The organism is Oceanospirillum linum (assembly GCF_001995095.2).
GTDB classification, from domain to species: Bacteria; Pseudomonadota; Gammaproteobacteria; order Pseudomonadales; family Halomonadaceae; genus Oceanospirillum; species Oceanospirillum linum.
In genome coordinates this window covers 1-380 of record NZ_MTSD02000265.1, presented here as the reverse complement: position 1 = coordinate 380, position 380 = coordinate 1, and the positions used below count along the sequence as shown (strand labels likewise).

Annotated in this window: 1 protein-coding gene; it reads left to right on the top strand. The window is 35.5% G+C overall.

What is annotated here, in order from left to right:
• Positions 1–172 precede the first annotated feature (172 nt).
• The coding region (locus BTA35_RS17575; protein ID WP_139363775.1) for a hypothetical protein at positions 173–380 on the top strand (208 nt) is incomplete at its 3' end.

Genomic DNA, 380 nt, shown 5'->3' with positions numbered 1-380 from the left:
AGCCTACCCAGAATATCAGACTTCTTCTATATACAGGGTAGCTAGGGAGGGAAAATCCTTTAGGGATATTTTTAAAATTAAACTTATCTAAGGAAAATAATTAAAAAACTATTGACAAAGGTTCGGCACCCCTTTATAATAGGTTTATCAACTATGAAAAGAGGTAATAAAAATGGCTAAAGTAAGACCTACCAAAAAGAAATTGAAACAAATTGTATTAGACACTAGACAGCAGCGTCTAAAAGATGTTATTAAGCGCAAGGTGGCTGCTGACGAAGAGTTTATGAAGGACTTCTGGGAAAGCTTTGACCCAGAGTTTAAAAATCTAAAAGCACTTTGGGAAGCTTCCACAGAGCGTACTAAAAAGCATAATGCAATGG